At 37.0% G+C, this 1,404-nt stretch carries 1 protein-coding gene; it reads right to left on the bottom strand.

Translation table 11 applies throughout. The annotated features are described in order from the left end of the window. Positions 1 to 23: 23 nt before the first annotated feature. Positions 24 to 1,280, bottom strand: a complete 1,257-nt coding sequence (locus QM867_RS10675; RefSeq protein ID WP_153225811.1) for an ISL3 family transposase — start codon at positions 1,278 to 1,280, stop codon at positions 24 to 26. Between the last annotated feature and the right edge of the window lie 124 nt (positions 1,281 to 1,404).

Below are 1,404 nucleotides of genomic sequence, written 5' to 3'. Positions count from 1 at the left end.
AACTGTAGTGGGTTGAATAAAAACTAACATCTGGAGAGGACAATTGATGTCCTCTTCATTTTTATATTCAGAGCGATGAAAATTCGTTTCTTAAAGTTGTCAAAGTTCCGAAATCCAAAGGCATTTCGTTTGATAAGTTTAACGAGATTATTGGTCGCTTCCAATTTGGCGTTGGAATAGGGTAGTTGAAGGGCGTTGACAATTTTCTCTTTGTCCTTGAGAAATGTCTTAAAGACAGTCTGAAAAAGAGGATGAACCTGTTTAAGATTGTCCTCAATGAGTCCGAAAAATTTGTCTGGCTCCTTGTTCTGAAAGTGAAAAAGCAAGAGCTGATAGAGATTATAGTGGTGTCTCAAGTCTTCTGAATAGCTCAAAAGCTTGTCTAGAATCTCCTTATTTGTTAAGTGCATGCGAAAAGTAGGGCGATAAAAACGTTTATCACTTAGTTTACGACTATCCTGTTGAATGAGCTTCCAGTAGCGCTTGATAGCTTTGTATTCATGGGATTTTCTATCAAATTGATTCATGATTTGAACACGGACACGACTCATAGCACGGCTAAGATGTTGCACAATGTGAAAACGATCTAGAACGATTTTAGCATAAGGAAAAAGCTGTTTAGCCAAGTTATAGTAAGGACTAAACATATCCATAGTAATGATTTTCACCTGACAGCGAACCGCTCTATCGTAGCGAAGAAAGTGATTGCGGATGATAGCTTGTGTTCTGCCTTCAAGAACAGTGATGATGTTGAGATTATCAAAATCTTGTGCAATAAAGCTCATCTTTCCCTTAGTAAAGGCGTACTCGTCCCAAGACATAATCTCTGGAAGACGAGAAAAATCATGCTTAAAGTGAAAGTCATTGAGTTTACGAATGACAGTTGAAGTTGAAATGGATAGCTGATGGGCAATATCAGTCATAGAAGTCTTTTCAATTAACTTTTGCGCAATTTTTTGGTTGATAATACGAGGAATTTGATGATTCTTCTTGACGATAGAAGTCTCAGCGACCATCATTTTCGAGCAATGATAGCACTTGAATCGACGCTTTCTAAGGAGGATTCTAGTAGGCATACCAGTTGTTTCAAGATAAGGAATTTTCGACGGTTTTTGGAAGTCATATTTCTTCATTTGACATCCGCACTCAGGGCAAGATGGAGCCTCATAATCCAGTTTAGCGCTGATTTCTTTGTGAGTATCCATATTGATGATATCTACAATCTTGATGTTTGGGTCTTTAATATCAAGGAGTTTTGTGATAAAATGTAATTGTTCCATATGAATCTTTCTAATGAGTTGTTTTGTCGCTTTTCATTATAGGTCATATGGGACTTTTTTTCTACAACAAAATAGGCTCCATAATATCTATAGGGGATTTACCCACTACAAATATTATAGAGCC

It is taken from the genome of Streptococcus infantis (assembly GCF_047463635.1).
Taxonomy (GTDB): Bacteria; Bacillota; Bacilli; order Lactobacillales; family Streptococcaceae; genus Streptococcus; species Streptococcus infantis_W.
Note: the sequence above shows the minus strand (reverse complement) of the source record. Positions and strands in the feature narration are given on the sequence as shown.